Here is a 17,519-nt window from a genome sequence, read left to right on the forward strand (position 1 = left end):
GAACAATGCCCAAATCTGTTGACCGAATTCCGCCGATGCCGCGTATTCAGGCCATTGACCCGCGTCGTTCCGAGCAGAGCTGGGAAAGTGCGCCGCAACTATTGGCCGCGCTCAACGGCGCGCGGCTGGGCGCGTGGTACTGGGACATCGAGCGCGGGCAGATCAGTTGGTCGCGCGGCACTCAGGCGTTGTTCGGTTTCGATCCCCGGCAACCGCTACCGGAAGACCTCGAATACCTCGACTTGCTGCCGCCGGAAGATCGCGCGAAGACCGTGCGCGCCTTTCACGCGGTGATTGCCGGCGCACCGCTGGAACAGGCGATGCACCACCGCATCCGCTGGCCCGACGGCAGCCTGCACTGGCTGGAGATCAACGGCAGTCTGCTGCCGGACAAGCATGGCCGGCCCCGAATGATCGGGGTGATTCGCGAAATCACCCACCAGCGTCAACGCGAACAGGCTTTAAGCAGCTCGGAGAAACGTTTCGCCACACTGTTTCACCTGTGTCCGAACATGGTGCTGCTGACCCGCCAGGAAGACGGGTTGATCAGCGAGGCCAACCAGTATTTTGAAAGTCTGTTTGGCTGGCCGGTGCAGAGCGCCATCGGCCGCACCACCCTCGAACTGGGCCTGTGGGTGCATCCCGAGCAACGCAAGGAATTGGTCAAGGCAACCATGGCCAAGGGCGAACTGGTCAGCATGGAAGTGCAATTTCGCGCCAGCAACGGCCAAGTCCTCGACGGCATTCTCAGCGCGCAAAAAGTCGAACTTGAAGGCCAGCCGTACCTGCTCAGCACCTTTCTTGACACCACCGAACGCAAAGCCGCCGAGCTTGCGCTCAAGGACAGTCAGGAACGCCTCGATCTGGCACTCGATTCGGCGCAACTCGGCACTTGGGACTGGCACATTCCCAGCGGCATGCTCTACGGCTCGGCGCGCGCCGCGCAATTGCACGGGCTGGAGCCGATACCGTTTCACGAGTCGTTCGAGGAGTTTTTCGAAGGCGTGCCCGGCGAAGAACGCGAGAGCATGCGCGACGCCTACCGCAGCCTGCGCGAAGGCCCGGCCGGCAATTATCAGCTGACCTACCGCGTGCAATTGCCGGACGGCAGTTCGCGCTATCTGGAGAGCCGCGCCCGCCTGTATCGCGATGACAACGGCGCGCCACTGCGCATGGCCGGGACCTTGCTCGACATCACCGATCAGGTCGAGCGCGAGCAGCGCCTGGTGGCCTCGGAAGAAAAATTCGCCACGCTGTTCCAGGTCAGCCCCGACCCGATTTGCGTGACCCGTCAGGACAGCGGCGAATTCATCGAGATCAACTCGAGCTTTACCCAGACCTTCGGCTGGAGCGCCGCCGACATCATCGGCCGCACCGCCGAGGAAATCGGTCTGTGGGATGCCTCGGCAAAAAGCCTGCAACGCATCGAACGGGTGATCCGCGAACAGGGCCTGAGCAACGTCGCGATTATCGTCCAACACAAGGACGGCCAGTCGCTGACCTGCGTGATTTCCAGCCGACAGATCAGCGTCGGCGATCAGCCGTGCATCGTCACCACGCTGCGCGACATCACCCAGCAGCAACGTTCAGAAGCGGCACTCAAGGCCAGCGAAGAGAAGTTTGCCAAGGCGTTCCATTCCAGCCCCGACGCAATCACCATCACCGAACGCGACACCGGGCGCTATCTGGAGGTCAACGACGGCTTCTGTCGTCTGACCGGTTACCGCGCCGACGAAGTGGTCGGCAAAACCGTGTATCAGGTCGGAATCTGGGCCGAGGAAAAACAGCGCTCGGCACTGCTCGCCGAATTGCAGATCAAGGGCCGCGTGCATCATCAGGAGATGCTCGGGCGCAACAAGCGCGGGGACATGCTCACCGTGGAAGTCTCGGTCGAGCCGATCACCCTCAACGAAACTGCCTGCCTGTTGCTCACTGCGCGTGACGTCAGTCTGCTGAAAAACGCCGAAGCGCAGATCCGCCATCTGGCCTATCACGACCCGCTGACCAATCTGCCCAACCGCGCGCTGCTGATGGATCGCCTGAGCCAGCAGATCGCCCTGCTGAAACGCCATAACCTGCGCGGTGCGCTGCTGTTTCTCGACCTCGACCACTTCAAGCACATCAATGATTCGCTGGGGCATCCGGTCGGCGACACCGTGTTGAAGATCGTCACCGCCAGGCTTGAAGCCAGCGTACGTATGGAAGACACCGTCGCGCGTCTGGGTGGCGATGAGTTCGTGGTATTGCTCAGCGGGCTGGAAGGCTCGCGCAATGATGTCAGCGCACAGGTGCGCGAACTGGCCGACACCATTCGCGAATTGCTCTCGGAGCCGATGTTCCTCGATGGCCAGCGCCTGCAAGTCACGCCGAGCATTGGCGTGGCGCTGATTCCCGATCACGGCTCGACCCCGACCGACCTGCTCAAACGCGCCGACATCGCGCTGTACCGGGCCAAGGATTCCGGGCGCAACACCACGCAGATGTATCACAACACCATGCAGAAAGCCGCCAGCGAACGGCTGCGCATGGAAACCGACCTGCGTCTGGCGTTATCGCGTGGCGAATTCAAAGTGCATTACCAGCCGCAAGTCGATGCCCGCGACAACCGCATCATCGGTGCCGAAGCGCTGGTGCGCTGGAATCACCCGGAACTCGGCGCGCAGTCGCCCACCGAATTCATCAAGGTGCTGGAAGACAGCGGGCTGATTCTTGAAGTCGGTACATGGATTCTTGATGAGGCCTGCGATGCGTTCAAACAGTTGATCGACGAAGGTCTGGTCGATCCGCTGGCGTTCAGCCTGTGCGTCAACATCAGTCCTCGGCAATTCCGCCAGAACGATTTCGTCGAACGCATCGAACACAGCATGAGCAGCCACGGTCTGCCTTGTTCGCTGCTGAAACTGGAAATCACCGAAGGCATCGTGATCCAGAATCTGGAAGACACCATCAGCAAAATGCGTCGCCTGAAAAAACTCGGCGTGAGCTTCGCCATGGACGATTTCGGCACCGGTTATTCATCGCTGACCTACCTCAAGCGACTGCCGGTCGACACCCTGAAAATCGATCAGTCGTTCATTCGCGACGCGACCACCGATCCCAACGATGCCGAGATCATCCGCGCCATTGTCGCCATGGCGCGCAGTCTGGGCCTGCAAGTAATCGCCGAAGGTGTGGAAACGCCCGAGCAGCTGGAGTTTTTGCAGGGTTTGGGTTGCCATCTGTATCAGGGCTTTTTGCACAGCCGGCCGGTGGCGCTGGAGACACTGAAAACATTGCTCGACTGATCGGTCGGACGAGCAATTGCCAGGTTTTCCCGCAACCTGTAGGGTCGCGTTTTTTTGCAACGCGCCAACGAGATCTGACATGCAGGATGCAACCCTCCCCCGCCCGGCCTTGCTGGGCATCGACCTTGGCACCACCAACAGCCTGATTGCCGTGTGGCAGGACGGCCGCGCACAGTTGATTCCCAACGCCCTCGGCGAGGTGCTGACGCCTTCGGTGATCAGCCTCGATGAGGACGAGAGCATTCTGGTGGGCAAAGCCGCCCGGGCTCGACTGACCACTCATCCGCAACGCAGCGCAGCAGCGTTCAAGCGCTTCATGGGCAGCGACAAACAGATCGAATTGGGCAGCCGCCAGTTCAGCCCCGAGGAATTGTCCGCACTGGTCATCGGTTCGCTGAAACAGGATGCCGAAGCCTTTTTGGGCCACCCGGTGACTGAAGCGGTGATTTCCGTACCGGCGTATTTCAGCGACGAGCAACGCAAACGGACGTTGTTCGCCGCCGAACTGGCCGGCCTGAAAGTCTCGCGCCTGATCAATGAACCGACCGCTGCAGCCATGGCTTACGGGCTGCATGAACAGAAGTTCGAACGCACCCTGATCTTCGATCTGGGCGGCGGCACGTTTGATGTGACGGTGCTGGAATATGCGCTGCCGCTGATCGAAGTTCACGCATCGACTGGCGACAACTTTCTCGGTGGCGAAGACTTTACCGAAGCGCTGCTGCACGCCTGCCTTAAACACTGGCAACTCAGCGCTGCGGATATCGACGTGCACGCCATGGCCAGCCTCGGTGATGCGCTGGAACAGCTCAAGTGCAAACTTGCCGAAGGCATTCAGCACCTGAGCTGGCGGCATGCCGACACCGCGTATCAATGGTCGCTGGACGAAGCGTCTGCACTGAAAATCTGGGAACCGCTGCTGGCGCGATTGCGTGCGCCAATCGAACAAGCCCTGCGCGATGCACGGTTGAAACCGCGTGACCTCGACAGTCTGGTGCTGGTCGGTGGCGCCACGCGCATGCCCGCGGTGCAGCAAATGGTCGCGACGCTGTTCGGACGCTTGCCATATCGCCATCTCGACCCGGATACGATTGTCGCGCTGGGTGCAGCGACGCAAGCGGCGTGCAAGGCGCGCGACGGGGCTATCGAGGAGCTGATCCTGACGGATGTTTGTCCGTACACGCTGGGGATTTCCAGCAATCGTGGCGAGCACATCCAGGGCGCCTTTTCGCCGATCATCGAACGCAACACCGTCATCCCGACATCCCGGGTGCAGCATTTCCACACCTCTTACCCCAATCAAACGCAGATCCGCATTGAGGTGTATCAGGGCGAGCGGCCGTGGGTGCGCGACAACATCTTCATCGACGCCTTCAATATAGAGCTGACACCCAGCGAGCAAATCCAGGATCTGGACGTACGCTTCAGTTACGACATCAATGGTTTGCTGGAAGTCGACGTCACGCTGCTGGCCACTGGCATACGCCATAGCCACAGCATCGACCGCAGCCCCACCGGACTCGACGCGCAAGCGCGCCAGGCTAGCCATGAACGCCTGACCACGCTGAAGATTCATCCGCGCGACGCGCTGCCCAATCGCACGCTGTTGGCGCGACTGGAGCGGGCGTGGATGCAGAGTCTTGGCGACGAACGCGAGCAGATCGCTGACTGGCTGGCGACCTTCACCACCGTGCTCGCCAGCCAGCAATCAGCGCAGATTGCCAGCCAGCGGACTCAGCTGAACAAGGCGCTGGATCAATTGCGCCTCTAGTTGTCGAGCTGCCGTAATGCGGCCTGCAGGCCACCGGGCAGCAAGTCTTCACCTGCACTGTCCGGTGGCACACCATAGCGATTGAGCAATTTGTCGCCCGGGAAGGCGAACAGCATCAACGGCAGAAATGGCAGGAACGGCGACAGGCAGCCAAGCAGCAGCAGCGTCGGGATACCGCGTCCGATGTCATGCAGGCGCCGGAGAATGATGCCAAGCAGCAGCGCGATGCCCAACAACAGCACAACGATCCCCGATAGCGGCGTGCCGCTGAGCAACGCCGCCAGAGGCGTAAGCAACACAGTGCCCAGTACCTGCCAGAAAAACGCCCCGCGCCCCAGCCGTGTATTCAAACGCCAGAAAGCTGCGGCGGGCGCCGCACGGCTGGCGCCTTTGGCCAGGAGCAGGCATTCGCACCGGGACAGCAGTGCGCTGAAGGCGAAACGCAAACCAAGCCCATTCGCCGGATTGTCTTTGGCACGCTGCATCCGCAACAGGGTTTTCTGCCGAGGCACGCCGGCGCTGCCATAACGCACCAGATCCTTGAGCACATCGAGTGCCAGATAAAAGGCCTCGCAGTCGATTTCATCATCCTCGAGTGCCTGACGCGGTGGCCGTGGCGGCTCGCCTTTGATCGAACCGTGGCGAAAGCCGTCGAACCAATCCTGTGGATTGACGACCTCGGTAATCCGGTCGATCAAGTATCTGCGCTGCTTCGCATCGAACAATGGGTCGTGATACAGCGCAGCACTCAAGACCATGCGCCCGAGCAAGTCGTCGTCAAAGGCTTGCATGTCGCTGCGCATGCACTCGAACAAGCGGTCATTGCTTAATAGTCGCGGACTGTCGAGCGCCTCCTGAACACCGAGCAATTGCCGGGCGAGCATGGCATGCACCGGGTCTGCCGACTGCAACCAGCCGAGCATTGCGCTGAGTTCAAGTTGTTCGCGTTGCAGTCGGGACAACTGCGGTTGCAACCGGCTGACCGGATGCAGGGAATTGAACGTCAGGCGCTCCAGACATTGCGCATCGATCAATTGCATCCAGCGCTCCGCCTGGTCAAGCAACGCCAGCAGGAACGCGGTGTGGGCATGCCATTGCCAGGCCGCCTCGCCCTGCCCGATCGCCGGCAACACAACGCCGCGCTGGCTCAATTCCAGCAACAGTTTGAGCGGCGCCAGATCGCTTTCGGCCTTCGAATCGCTCAGCTTGAACGCCTGATCGATGCGCTCCAGCGCCGCGTGACTGTAAGGACGCATTCTGCGCAGCCACAATCGGCAAATCGTGTGCGGCGCATCTTTGGTCAGAGCCTCGGGCAGTTGCGCCGAGTCAGCGTCAGCGTCGACGAAGGCCTTCATCGCCAGAGGAATCGGCGCCTGAGTCAACCAGCGCAGTTGCTGTTCAGCCTGCAACTTGAACCCGCTCAGCACCAAGCCTTCCAGCGCATCCACCGGGGACGGATCGTCCAATACTTGTTGCAGCAGATCTGCCTCACCACGATGCAACGCCCACGCATGCCGATAAAGCCGCAGCAACCGGGTGTCGGCATTCGCCCCCAGCAACTGCGCAAGGAGTGGCAACTCGTCGCCATGCACCTGCCAGTCGACAAAGCTTTTCGCCAGCACCTTCAGGTCGAGATTGGCGATCTCCAGCCAGCGCATCAACGTCTCGGGACGTTGCGCGGGACTGCCAAAAGCCTGAGTGACATCCCCGAGATCGTCCGGCCAGTCACTGAAGTCTTGCAGACGATCGAAAGCCTGAATCAGCAGAGGTAAAAAGTCTGGCTGACGCTTCGCGCACAGTGCCAGCAACTGGCTCTCGGCGTCGGGATGGCGGTGCTCCTGCCAGAGCCGAATCCAGCACGGCAGTGCCGCATCGTCCAGCCCGAGCAAACTGTTCTGACACGCCAGCAGATACAACCAGTCGACGTCATCCGGTGCTGCGCGCTGCTGCTCGGCACATATCTGCTCCAGCCCGGTAACCGCGATGCCCGCCTGGGTGAACTGCATCGCCAGGCGCTTGAGGAACTGCGCATCGTCGGGCCATGGCAAGCAGGTCGCACGACTGGCGAACTCGACGAATTCGCGCAGCGGACGCTGATTGAAGATGAAGTCGAGACTGCGCGCATACCACAGCGTTTCCCACTGCGCCGCTTGCGACCATTCACTCATCAGCGTCGTATCAAAAGGATCCGCGGTTTTGATCCGGTTGAGGAATTGCTCCACATGCCGGGCGTGATCGAAATCCAGCTCGAGCAATTGCTGTTCCCAGCTCATGCGCTTGGCCAGCGCATTTGCACAGCGGTGAGACACAGGGCCGGCGTCGGTCAGTTTGCGCAGCATGCCCCAACGCACGTCATCCAGCACCCCGAGCGGCAACTGATCCAGACTGCTGATGAAAGCCTGCCAGGCATCCGGATTGAAGCGTCGCGACGGATCCTTCAGCAGCCCATCGAAGTCGATGAACATCTGCTGGACCACCGATTCATCCGCCGACATATCTTCGGATTCATCCTCAGCCTCGTCGCCATCTTCACGGGCCAGACGGAGCGCGCCTTCGTAGGCCTGACGAAGGGCTTGAAAGCCTTCGGGATCAGTTTCCGGATGATGCTGCGGCAAGCGTGCGCGATACGCGGTGCGGATCAGTGTTTCGTCGGTGGTGGGCTCGATGCCCAGTTTTATCCAGCAACTCATGACCAGTCGAACTCCTGCAGGGAAGCCGGACGCTGCGGCAAGTCCAGATCCATATGCCAGGGCAAGTCAGCCAGAAAATCCGGGATATTTTGATCGAGTCCGCGAGCAATCAGCAGGTTGTAGGTGTTCACCCCTTGTCGATCCAGTTCAAAAGCCAACTGATCGTCACTTTTGCTCAGACATGACCAGAATGCGCGCCCTGTAAGGAAGCCATTGAAATAGGCCAGCCAACTGCCGTAGTGAAATTGCGCCCTGATCGCCAGCCGACTGTGCAGCCAAAGACTTTCGCCCGGCTCGATCCACTTGTTGCGCACTGCGCAACGCAAGAGAAAACTCATGCGCCCGTAGTCCCAGGACAGGATCCCACCAGGCCCACAATTGCCAAAAGTGCGACTGGCGTACTCATGCAGAATGCGTTCACGCGGTTCGAGCGTGTCGAGCAAAGCCTGCCATTCACTGGGCAAACAGCGCTGCCAGGCGAGGTAGGCATCTTCGAGGTGAGTGGCGTGGCCGCGATCGGCCATCCTTTCGAACATGGCCAACAGCTGCGGCCGGTCATCAATGCCCCAGCTACATTGCAGATCGATGTATTTGTCGTCGCAGAACTCGGGGTCTGCGTAACCCGCACCCGGATTGAGCGCCGCCATCGGCGCAGAGAGGGCGAACAGCCAGCGCTGTTGAATCTCGTCCATGAAAAAAGGCTCCAGGCTGACCGGCAAGGAGTGGGGTCAGCAAAACTGCGCGGATTGTAAAGAGCCGTGGCAGCAGCGGCAAACGCTGCGGTGGTTTCCCCGCACATAAAAAAGGCCCCGACGTATCGGGGCCTCCATTCAACGGCCTATGGTCTTTTCAGACGATTGTGTTGCGACACGTGAATCAGTGTTGCAACGCCGGCTTCTGCGCCCCGCTGATCGGGATGCGTTTGGCTTTCGCTTCTTCCGGGATCACGCGCAACAGGTCGATGCTCAGCAGACCGTTGCTCAGATCGGCGGCCTTGATCTCGATGTGATCTGCCAACCGGAAGGACAGCTTGAATGCACGCTGGGCGATGCCCTGGTGCAGGAAGGTCACGCCTTCGTTGTTGTCACGCTTGCCGCCACTGATGGTCAGCACACCTTTCTCGACTTGCAGTTCCAGGTCTTCTTCCTGGAAACCGGCCGCCGCGACGACGATACGGTATTGATCATCACCGTGTTTCTCGACGTTGTAAGGTGGGTAGCTGCTGCCTGGCTCGTTGCGCAGGGCGGTTTCGAACAGATCGTTGAAACGGTCGAAGCCTACCGAGGAACGGAACAGTGGTGCGAGGGAAAATGCAGTACTCATGGTTCAAATCTCCTGAAAGAAATCAGCAAGGTTTTTTGTCGCCGCGACCCGAATTCGGCATCGCGTAACCCTTAGATAGGGACCGCTGATTTGATTTCAAGAGATTATTTTCAATTTTTTTTACGCGGCTTCTGACACCGGCAAGCCTAATAAACGCGAGACTTGATCGAGTTCTGTTTCACGCCGCAGGAGGGTAAACAGCTCGACCGCTTCCGGATAATTGCGCGTGAGCATGGCCAGCCATTGCTTCAGGCGACCCGGCGATTGACGTGCTGTCATCTGCGCTTTTGCCTGTAGCCAGAAGTCCTGGATCAGCGGCAGCAGCTCGGCCCAGGTCATCTCGACCACTTGTTCGCCAGCGCGCGCAGCAGCGATTTGTCGCGCCAGATCCGGCCGCGAGACCAGGCCGCGACCGAGCATGATGTCTTCGACGCCGCTGATTTCGCGGCAGCGACGCCAATCCTCGACGCTCCAGATATCGCCATTGGCGAACACCGGAACCTTGACCACCTCCTGCACGCGCGGGATCCACTCCCAATGCGCTGGCGGCTTGTAACCATCGGTCTTGGTGCGGGCGTGGACGACGATGTGTTCGGCGCCGCCCTCAGCCAAAGCCGTGGCGCACACCAGCGAACCGTCGGGGCTGTCGAAGCCCAAGCGCATCTTGGCGGTGACCGGAATGTGCGCGGGTACGGCGCGGCGCACGTGTTCGACAATCTTGTTGAGCATCTCGGGTTCTTTGAGCAGCACCGCCCCGCCACGGGATTTGTTCACGGTTTTGGCCGGGCAGCCGAAGTTGAGGTCGATGACTTCGGAGCCGAGCTCACAGGCCAGCGCAGCGTTTTCCGCCAGGCACACCGGATCGGACCCGAGCAACTGCACGCGCAGCGGCACACCGGAGCGGGTGCGCGCACCGTTGAGCAGTTCCGGGCCGAACTTGTGGAAATAGGCTGGGGTGAGCAACTGATCGTTGATCCGGATGAACTCGGTCACGCACCAGTCGATACCGCCGACACGGGTCAGGACATCGCGCAGGATGTCGTCGACCAACCCTTCCATCGGCGCCAAGGCAATTTGCATGGGGAAAACACTACTTAAAGAAAAAACGTGCCGCAGTTTACTGGGTTTCGCCGGTTAAACCCATGTCCGCCGTCTGGATCGCCGGGCCGTAACCTTCGATGAACTCGACGGGCATACGCTTGGGCTTGCCGCTGGACAGCTCGATACACACGAACGTGGTCTGGGCGCGCAGCAGCGTGGTGTGGTCGCTGGGGCGGATCAACTGGAAGTGCCGCGTCATCTTCAGGCGCTGATCCCAATCGACGATCCAGGTCGCCAATTGCAATTCGTCGCCTTCATAGGCAGCAGCAAGGTAATCGATTTCGTGACGCACCACGGCCATTGCGCGATCCAGACGGCGATACTCGACCAGATCCAGACCCAGCCGTTGCGAGTGGCGCCAGGCGCAGCGTTCGAGCCAGGTCACGTACACCGCGTTGTTCGCGTGGCCGAGGCCGTCGATGTCCTCGGCGCCCACTTGCAGATCAATGGTAAACGGCGTTGCCCGATCCCAGCCCATGCCTCACTCCCGGTCAGATTATTCGACCGTGGCAGTGTAACGGATGCCTACGCCGATTGCCGCGCCTGCAGGCTGCGCCCGGCCAGCAGTGATAACACGCCATCAATCACCCGCGGATCGGCGAGCACGCGCTGATGGCCGCCGCTTTCGAGTCGCAGCAGACGACTGTCGAACCACGATTCGTGGATCAGTTGCGATTCTTTGACCGAGACTAATTTATCGTCTTCGGCATGCACGATCAGGCCTGGCATATCCAGTTGATAGTGGGCGACATCAAGGGTGGCGGCGCGCATGCCGACGTCGAGCTCAACCTGACGAATGAATGCCGAACGTGCTCTGGGCGGCATGCCGACATAGCGGGCGAAGCCGCGCAACACGCCGAGGATCCGCGCTGGCGCGGCAATACTGACGAGTGTTTCAGTGCGCAAGCCCAGTTGCACGGCGAGCATCGCACTGGCGCCACCCATCGAGTGGCCGATGACGGCTTGCAGGGGTGGCAACTCGGCGGCCGCTTCGAGCATGGCTCGGGCGAAAAGCACCAGATTGGCTTCGCGACCGGGCGATCGCCCATGAGCCGGACCATCGAGAGCAACGACCGTGTAACCAGCGTCGACCAGGGCCGTGATCAGCGCAGCAAACTGCGTCGGCCGCCCTTCCCAACCGTGCATCAGCAACACTGCCGGGCCTTGCCCCCAGCGCAGTGCCGAGAGGCCGAAGCGCAACGTGATACGTTCGGAGTTCGCCAGCAATGGCAATTCCCAATCACGCAGTGGACGTTCGCGCGGCGTCATGAACGCCAAGCGCATTTTGCTCGCCACCAGTTGTGGTGCGAACCAGCCTAAGGTGCCATTAACGCCGCGAACCCACTTCAACGTGCTCATCGCTCTCTCCTCAGGCTTGTCGCCTTCAGGTCAACGCACCGCCGACTTGGCGGCGCGCAGCAATCGATCGGATAAATCACCCGGGCCGAGCGCTCTTGCGAGTGCCAGGCCACCTACCATCAAGGCCACGTCGGCCAATGCTTTGTCAGTGTCTTCAGGACTGGATGCCAACTGCGCGATCATCAATTCCAGGTGCTCGTTCAGCGCGATGCGGAACTCCTCCGGCAGCCGGCCGAGCTCGCCGATGGAGGCCGGGATCGGGCAGGCGGCTTCACTGGAGTCGCGGTGCTTGCGCGACAGGTAGAACGCAGCGACCAGCGTGCGACGCTCTTCGCCGGTGAGTTCGCTGTCCATGTCGGCGATCAGGTCGCGGCGACGACCCAGCAGCTGTTTGAACGCCTCCAGCATCATCGCGTCCTTGCTTTCGAAGTGCGCATAGAAGCCACCGACGGTCAGGCCGGCGGCGCCCATCACTTCGCCCACGCTCGGTTCGGCCGGGCCACGCTGGATCAGCGCGGAGCTGGCGGCCTTGAGAATGCGTTCGCGGGTTTGAGCTTTCTTGTCGTTCATCGTCGCCTCCGAATATTACGATTAGAATATTATTCTCATAATAATATTCTGCAAGTCAAAGATATGACCGCTGGTCTGAAGCACAGTGTTAGGGAAAAAGGAGATTTGGCCAAACGCCAGACAAACAAAAGGGCCATTCAATAATTGAATGACCCTTATAAATCCCGCAGAGCGGGTAATCGTGGCGTCCCCTAGGGGACTCGAACCCCTGTTACCGCCGTGAAAGGGCGGTGTCCTAGGCCACTAGACGAAGGGGACACAAACCCTTCTATACAACTGATCAGTGCTGAGTGCTGATCGATTCAAGGCCGGTGTGGCCAGACCTTGAACTGTAAAATTGGTGGAGCTTAGCGGGATCGAACCGCTGACCTCCTGCATGCCATGCAGGCGCTCTCCCAGCTGAGCTAAAGCCCCGGATTTTTCGCCTCGCGGCGGAGTGACATCTTGCAACATCACTTCTGTAAAACTGGCGTCCCCTAGGGGACTCGAACCCCTGTTACCGCCGTGAAAGGGCGGTGTCCTAGGCCACTAGACGAAGGGGACGCAAACCCTTCTATACAACTGATCAACGCTGAGTGTTGATCGCTTCGAAGCCGGTGTGGCCAGGCTTCAAAGTGTAAATTGGTGGAGCTTAGCGGGATCGAACCGCTGACCTCCTGCATGCCATGCAGGCGCTCTCCCAGCTGAGCTAAAGCCCCTCATCGTTGATGTCATCGCTGAGGACGGGGCGAATCTTAATGGCGCTTCGGAGGGCTGTCAAACTTATTTTTAAAATATTTCAAAGTTTTTTGCCGACATAACAATCACTTACCGCCCTCCCCCGCAAATTCGGGAGGTTTACAACCTGCATGGAACTGTAGGAGCTGCCGCAGGCTGCGATCTTTTGATCTTGTTTTTAAAAACCAAAGTCAAAAGATCGCAGCGTGCCGCAGCTCCTACAGGGGATCAGGCGATTGCGCCCAGCAGCTTTTCCCACTCTTTGTTTTCTTTCTTCGACACGCCACCCAGCAGGTCAAGCGCCTGGCGCAGACGGAACCGGGTCAGGTCCGGCCCGAGGATTTCCATCGCATCGAGCACCGACACCGAGCTCGCCTGCCCGGTGATCGCAGCAAACATCAGCGGCATCGCATCGCGCAGTTTCAGCTCAAGCGATTCAACCACCGCCTGAATCGTCGCGGTAATGCTGTCTTTTTCCCACTGACGCAGGCTTTCGAGCTTCCACAGAATCAACTGCATCAACTGGCGAACCTGATCGCCCGAAAGCTTCTTCGATTCGAACAGCTTGGCATCCGGATTCACGCCACCGGCAAAGAAGAACCCGGCCAGCGGTGCAACCTGGCTGAAGGTTTCAACCCGGCCCTGCACGTGCGGCGCGATCTTCATCATGTATTCCGGGTTCAGTGCCCAGGTTTGCAAGCGGCTGGCGAACTCTTCCACCGGCAGGTCACGCAGCCACTGGCCGTTGAGCCACGAGAGTTTCTCGATGTCGAAAATCGGCCCGCCCAGCGACACACGCTTGAGGTCGAAATTGTCGACCATTTCCTGCAACGAAAACTTCTCACGCTCGTCCGGCATCGACCAGCCCATGCGACCGAGGTAGTTGAGCATCGCTTCCGGCATGAAGCCCATGCGCTCGTAGAACGTCACCGAAGTCGGGTTCTTGCGCTTGGACAGCTTGCTCTTGTCCGGGTTACGCAGCAGCGGCATGTAGCAGAGTTCCGGTTGCTTCCAGCCGAAGTATTCGTAGAGCAGGATCAGTTTCGGCGCGGACGGCAGCCACTCTTCGCCACGCAGTACGTGGGTGATCCCCATCAAGTAGTCGTCGACCACGTTGGCCAGGAAGTAGGTCGGCAGGCCGTCGGTCTTCATCAGCACTTGCATGTCCATGCGATCCCACGGGATCTCGACGTCGCCACGCAGCATGTCCGGCACCACGCACACGCCTTCGCTCGGCACTTTCATACGGATCACGTGCGGTTCGCCGGCGGCCAGACGCGCAGCCACTTCTTCCTTGGACAGCAGCAGCGCACGACCGTCGTAACGCGGGGTTTCGCCGCGAGCCTGTTGCTCGGCGCGCATCTGATCCAGCTCTTCGGCGGTGCAGAAGCATGGGAAGGCGTGACCGAGGTCAACCAGTTGCTGGCAATATTTCTGGTAGATATCGCCGCGCTCGCTCTGGCGATACGGGCCGTGCGGGCCACCGACGTCCGGGCCTTCGCTCCACTCGATGCCGAGCCAGCGCAGAGCGTCGAAGATCTGCTGTTCGGACTCGCGGGTCGAACGCAACTGGTCGGTGTCTTCGATGCGCAGGATGAACTCACCGCCATGCTGCTTGGCAAAGCAGTAGTTGAACAATGCGATGTAAGCGGTACCTACGTGGGGGTCCCCGGTAGGCGATGGCGCGATGCGAGTGCGGACGGTGGTCATGGCATGTCTCGAAAAGAATGAAAAGCAAAGATCAATAAGCGGCGAATGGTAACAGGCGACACCCGCCCCGCTCCAGCAGGCAGGGCATTTAAGCCAAGTTTGCGTCTGTAACGCCCGTTCGCCGTGGTGAATGGCCGAAGATCAGCAGACGGCATTTACCGCTTGTCGACTGTATGCCAGATTCGCCTGCTGATAACTTTCCTTACAATTTCTCGACTACAGTCTGCCCCATGCCTGCCCAACTCAAGCGTCGCCTGTTCATATTTCTGCTGCTGGTCCTGTTGATTGCCGGCGGCTTCTTCGCCCATTGGTTTCTCAAAGGGCGCTTTTATGAAAGTACCGACAACGCCTATGTCCAGGGCGAGATCACCCGTGTGTCGAGCCAATTGAGCGCGCGCATCGACGAAGTGCTGGTGCAGGACAATCAGCACGTGGAAAAGGGCCAGTTGCTGGTGCGCCTCGAAGGTGAGGATTTCCGCCTCGCCGTGGATCGCGCCAACGCCGCCCTCGCCACCCGCGAAGCCGAACGCTTGCAAGCACAGAGCAAACTGACCCAACAAGCCAGCCTGATCGCCTCCAGCGACGCGCAAGTCGCCTCGTCGCAAGCCACGTTCGGCCGCTCGCAGATCGATTTGTCCCGCGCAGAGGCCCTGCGCAAACCGGGCTACGTCTCCGAAGAACGCGTCACCACTCTCGCCGCCGACAACCACATTGCCCGTTCGCAGGTGACCAAGGCCCAGGCGGATGCGCAGAGTCAGCGTCAGCAGGTCAACGCCTTGGCCGCCGAGATCAAACGCCTCGACGCGCAGATCGCCAACGCCCGCGCCGACATCGCCCAAGCCGAACTGAACCTGACTCGCAGTCAAATCCACGCGCCAATCAGCGGCCTGGTCGGCCAGCGCGCCGCACGCAATGGCCAAGTGGTACAGGCCGGCGCTTATCTGTTGTCGATCGTTCCCGACGAAGACATCTGGGTGCAGGCCAACTTCAAGGAAACCCAGATCGGCCACATGCAGGGGGGGCAAAAAGCCCAGCTGACCTTCGATGCCTATGGCGACACGCCAATCGAGGCACGGGTCGACAGTCTGTTCGCTGCATCGGGCGCGCAGTTCAGCCTGTTGCCACCGGACAATGCCACCGGCAATTTCACCAAAGTCGTGCAGCGCATTCCGGTGAAACTGACCTTCAAGGCCGACAATCCGCTGCACGGCAAAATTCGCCCGGGCATGTCCGTCACCGCGACCGTGAACATCAAAGACGCCCCGGACAATGGCCGGTGATTCGCTGATCCGCCCGGTCGGCGAACCGACCCGGCGCGACTGGATTGCGGTGATGAGCGTGATGCTCGGTGCGTTCATGGCAGTGCTCGACATCCAGATCACCAACTCTTCACTGAAAGACATTCAGGGCGCGCTATCGGCGACGCTGGAAGAAGGCTCATGGATTTCCACGTCCTATCTGGTGGCGGAAATCATCATGATTCCGCTGACCGCGTGGCTGGTGCAGCTGCTCTCGGCGCGGCGGCTGGCGGTATGGGTGTCTGTAGGATTTCTGTTTTCATCGCTGCTGTGCTCGATGGCCTGGAGCCTGGAAAGCATGATCGTCTTTCGCGCCATGCAAGGCTTCACCGGCGGCGCGCTGATCCCGCTGGCCTTCACCCTGACCCTGATCAAACTCCCCGAACACCACCGCGCCAAAGGCATGGCGATGTTCGCCATGACCGCGACTTTCGCCCCTTCCATCGGTCCGACTCTCGGCGGCTGGCTCACGGAAAACTGGGGCTGGGAATACATCTTCTATATCAACATCCCGCCGGGGCTGATCATGATCGCCGGGCTGATGTACGGTCTGGAGAAGAAAGCGGCGCATTGGGAACTGCTGAAAAGCACCGACTACACCGGCATCCTCTCGTTGGGAATCGGTCTCGGTTGTTTGCAGGTTTTTCTTGAAGAAGGCCATCGCAAGGACTGGCTCGAATCAAGTCTGATCGTAATGCTGGGCAGCATTGCACTGGTGAGTCTGATCACCTTCGTCATTGTGCAAATCTCCAAGCCGAATCCGCTGATCAACCTCGGCATCCTGCGCAATCGCAACTTTGGCCTGTCGAGCATTTCCAGTCTGGGCATGGGCGTCGGTTTGTACGGTTCGATCTATTTGCTGCCGCTGTACCTGGCGCAGATCCAGAACTACAACGCGCTGCAAATCGGCGAAGTAATCATGTGGATGGGTGTGCCGCAGCTGTTTCTGATCCCGCTGGTGCCGAAGCTGATGAAATACATTTCGCCAAAGTGGCTGTGTACGTTGGGCTTCGGGCTGTTCGGGCTGGCGAGTTTTTCTTCGGGGGTGCTGAATCCGGATTTCGCCGGGCCGCAGTTCAATCAGATCCAGATCATCCGTGCGCTGGGTCAGCCGCTGATCATGGTCACCATTTCGCTGATCGCCACCGCGTACATTCTGCCGCAGGACGCGGGATCGGCGTCGAGCCTGTTCAACATCCTGCGCAACCTCGGCGGCGCCATCGGCATTGCGTTGCTCGCCACGCTACTGGATGCGCGCACCAAGACTTACTTCGATTATTTGCGCGAGGCGATTGTGCCGACCAATCCACAGGTGGCCGAGCGCATGGCGTCGATGACCGACCGGTTTGGCAGTGACACGGCGGCGCTGGGCAAGTTGAGTGAAATCGTGCATCAGCAGGCGGCGATCATGGCCTACAACGATGCGTTTCACTTTGTCGGGATTGCGCTAGGGATCAGTATGTTGGCGATTTTGTTGACCAAGAAATTGCCGCAGGGGTTGAAGGCTGGGGAGGCACATTGATTTTTGTGGTGGCTGTACTGGCCTCATCGCTGCATTGGTATCTACACATCTCCCGATCCTGGTCTATAAAGGGACGGCATGGATATCAAATGACTGGGCTAGATGCCCGCCTGATAAAACGATACGACGAGTTAGTCATGGGACACAGTAATGGACTACCGGCTTTGGCGGCAG

12 protein-coding genes and 4 tRNA genes are annotated in these 17,519 nt (G+C 59.8%); 4 read left to right on the forward strand and 12 right to left on the reverse strand.

Annotated features, from left to right (window positions below; genetic code table 11):
* Window positions 1-5: 5 nt before the first annotated feature.
* Both ACP7EE_RS21960 and ACP7EE_RS21965 read left to right on the forward strand, forming a co-directional pair.
* Complete coding sequence (locus ACP7EE_RS21960) at window positions 6-3,284, forward strand: PAS domain S-box protein (protein WP_426236720.1); 3,279 nt, start codon at window positions 6-8, stop codon at window positions 3,282-3,284.
* Between the two features lie 79 nt (window positions 3,285-3,363).
* A complete protein-coding gene (locus tag ACP7EE_RS21965) occupies window positions 3,364-5,055 on the forward strand; it encodes an Hsp70 family protein (protein WP_426206354.1) in 1,692 nt (563 codons plus the stop codon).
* Here ACP7EE_RS21965 and ACP7EE_RS21970 read toward each other — a convergent pair.
* The 12 genes from ACP7EE_RS21970 to gltX all read right to left on the reverse strand — a co-directional run bounded on the left by ACP7EE_RS21970 (window position 5,052) and on the right by gltX (window position 14,525).
* The gene (locus tag ACP7EE_RS21970; RefSeq protein ID WP_426236722.1) at window positions 5,052-7,745 is read right to left on the reverse strand and encodes a DUF805 domain-containing protein; all 2,694 of its coding nucleotides are present in this window, start codon (window positions 7,743-7,745) and stop codon (window positions 5,052-5,054) included. The genes ACP7EE_RS21965 and ACP7EE_RS21970 overlap by 4 nt on opposite strands.
* A complete protein-coding gene (locus ACP7EE_RS21975; RefSeq protein ID WP_426236724.1) occupies window positions 7,742-8,437 on the reverse strand; it encodes a DUF1266 domain-containing protein in 696 nt (231 codons plus the stop codon). Before ACP7EE_RS21975 ends, ACP7EE_RS21970 begins: the two co-directional genes overlap by 4 nt.
* Window positions 8,438-8,621: 184 nt before the next feature.
* Entirely contained in the window at window positions 8,622-9,068 is a 447-nt protein-coding gene (locus ACP7EE_RS21980; protein WP_420648710.1) for an Hsp20 family protein, read from the reverse strand.
* Between the two features lie 120 nt (window positions 9,069-9,188).
* On the reverse strand, window positions 9,189-10,148 hold the full coding sequence (locus ACP7EE_RS21985; RefSeq protein WP_426236726.1) for a tRNA dihydrouridine synthase: 960 nt from the start codon (window positions 10,146-10,148) through the stop codon (window positions 9,189-9,191).
* A gap of 37 nt (window positions 10,149-10,185) precedes the next feature.
* The gene (locus ACP7EE_RS21990) at window positions 10,186-10,647 is read right to left on the reverse strand and encodes an acyl-CoA thioesterase (protein WP_420648712.1); all 462 of its coding nucleotides are present in this window, start codon (window positions 10,645-10,647) and stop codon (window positions 10,186-10,188) included.
* Window positions 10,648-10,694: 47 nt separating this feature from the next.
* Complete coding sequence (locus ACP7EE_RS21995; RefSeq protein WP_426206359.1) at window positions 10,695-11,528, reverse strand: alpha/beta fold hydrolase; 834 nt, start codon at window positions 11,526-11,528, stop codon at window positions 10,695-10,697.
* A gap of 30 nt (window positions 11,529-11,558) precedes the next feature.
* Entirely contained in the window at window positions 11,559-12,098 is a 540-nt protein-coding gene (locus tag ACP7EE_RS22000; RefSeq protein ID WP_420648714.1) for a TetR/AcrR family transcriptional regulator, read from the reverse strand.
* Window positions 12,099-12,280: 182 nt separating this feature from the next.
* Window positions 12,281-12,356, reverse strand: a tRNA-Glu gene (locus ACP7EE_RS22005).
* An 80-nt stretch (window positions 12,357-12,436) separates the two neighbouring features.
* Window positions 12,437-12,512 (reverse strand) — tRNA-Ala (locus ACP7EE_RS22010).
* A 53-nt stretch (window positions 12,513-12,565) separates the two neighbouring features.
* Window positions 12,566-12,641: transfer RNA gene (locus ACP7EE_RS22015), tRNA-Glu, on the reverse strand.
* Between the two features lie 79 nt (window positions 12,642-12,720).
* Window positions 12,721-12,796: transfer RNA gene (locus ACP7EE_RS22020), tRNA-Ala, on the reverse strand.
* A 247-nt stretch (window positions 12,797-13,043) separates the two neighbouring features.
* On the reverse strand, window positions 13,044-14,525 hold the full coding sequence (gene gltX, locus ACP7EE_RS22025) for a glutamate--tRNA ligase (RefSeq protein WP_420648715.1): 1,482 nt from the start codon (window positions 14,523-14,525) through the stop codon (window positions 13,044-13,046).
* Window positions 14,526-14,755: 230 nt separating this feature from the next.
* On the opposite strand from gltX, the gene ACP7EE_RS22030 reads away from it, so the two are divergent.
* Window positions 14,756-15,805, forward strand: a complete 1,050-nt coding sequence (locus ACP7EE_RS22030) for an HlyD family secretion protein (RefSeq protein WP_426236728.1) — start codon at window positions 14,756-14,758, stop codon at window positions 15,803-15,805.
* 49 nt (window positions 15,806-15,854) lie between these two features.
* Entirely contained in the window at window positions 15,855-17,345 is a 1,491-nt protein-coding gene (locus ACP7EE_RS22035; RefSeq protein WP_426236731.1) for an MDR family MFS transporter, read from the forward strand.
* Window positions 17,346-17,519: the final 174 nt, after the last annotated feature.

The organism is Pseudomonas sp. TWP3-2 (assembly GCF_049897765.1).
In the GTDB taxonomy this organism is placed as follows: Bacteria; Pseudomonadota; Gammaproteobacteria; order Pseudomonadales; family Pseudomonadaceae; genus Aquipseudomonas.

Excerpts from the sequence above, each read along its gene's own strand:
- ACP7EE_RS21995 (WP_426206359.1), bottom strand. The coding sequence starts at position 11,528 with ATGAGCACGTTGAAGTGGGTTCGCGGCGTTAATGGCACCTTAGGCTGG.
- ACP7EE_RS21970 (WP_426236722.1), bottom strand. The coding sequence starts at position 7,745 with ATGAGTTGCTGGATAAAACTGGGCATCGAGCCCACCACCGACGAAACA.
- ACP7EE_RS22000 (WP_420648714.1), bottom strand. The coding sequence starts at position 12,098 with ATGAACGACAAGAAAGCTCAAACCCGCGAACGCATTCTCAAGGCCGCC.
- ACP7EE_RS22030 (WP_426236728.1), top strand. The coding sequence starts at position 14,756 with ATGCCTGCCCAACTCAAGCGTCGCCTGTTCATATTTCTGCTGCTGGTC.
- gltX (WP_420648715.1), bottom strand. The coding sequence starts at position 14,525 with ATGACCACCGTCCGCACTCGCATCGCGCCATCGCCTACCGGGGACCCC.
- ACP7EE_RS21990 (WP_420648712.1), bottom strand. The coding sequence starts at position 10,647 with ATGGGCTGGGATCGGGCAACGCCGTTTACCATTGATCTGCAAGTGGGC.
- ACP7EE_RS21975 (WP_426236724.1), bottom strand. The coding sequence starts at position 8,437 with ATGGACGAGATTCAACAGCGCTGGCTGTTCGCCCTCTCTGCGCCGATG.
- ACP7EE_RS21985 (WP_426236726.1), bottom strand. The coding sequence starts at position 10,148 with ATGCAAATTGCCTTGGCGCCGATGGAAGGGTTGGTCGACGACATCCTG.
- ACP7EE_RS21980 (WP_420648710.1), bottom strand. The coding sequence starts at position 9,068 with ATGAGTACTGCATTTTCCCTCGCACCACTGTTCCGTTCCTCGGTAGGC.
- ACP7EE_RS21965 (WP_426206354.1), top strand. The coding sequence starts at position 3,364 with ATGCAGGATGCAACCCTCCCCCGCCCGGCCTTGCTGGGCATCGACCTT.
- ACP7EE_RS21960 (WP_426236720.1), top strand. The coding sequence starts at position 6 with ATGCCCAAATCTGTTGACCGAATTCCGCCGATGCCGCGTATTCAGGCC.